The organism is Spirulina sp. CCY15215, from assembly GCF_016888125.1.
GTDB lineage: Bacteria > Cyanobacteriota > Cyanobacteriia > Cyanobacteriales > Spirulinaceae > CCY15215.
Genome location: NZ_JACSWA010000510.1, coordinates 1 through 391, shown reverse-complemented (window position 1 = coordinate 391; position 391 = coordinate 1). Strand labels below are relative to the sequence as shown.

The 391-nt window shown below is 48.3% G+C and carries 1 protein-coding gene; it reads left to right on the top strand.

Annotation, left to right across the window (positions count from 1 at the left end):
- Window positions 1-59: 59 nt before the first annotated feature.
- Window positions 60-391 (top strand): RRXRR domain-containing protein (locus JUI58_RS17070; protein WP_204105007.1); only part of this gene is annotated, 332 nt, incomplete at its 3' end.

The following is a 391-nucleotide window of genomic DNA, read 5'->3' as shown; positions in this document are numbered from 1 at the left end:
CAGGACATCTTAGCTGAAATGGCAGGAAGGGACTAATTACTTGACAGAGGTTTATCACCATGCAGCGAGTACCCGTTCTATCACCCGAAGGCAAACCTCTAATGCCCACCAAAGCCAGTCGTGCTAGAAGGTGGCTCAAAGAAGGAAAAGCCCAAGTCAAACACAACGATTTAGGCATATTCTGCGTTCAACTTCTGCAAGAACCATCCGGAGAAGAAACCCAACCTATAGCCGTTGGATTAGACCCCGGCAAGCATTATTCAGGGGTGGGAGTCCAATCTGCCCGATCAACATTGTGGACAGCACATTTAATCTTACCGTTCAAAACCATTGTGGAACGGATGGAGTTACGCCGAATCATGCGACGTGCCAGAAGAGGACGGCGAATTAA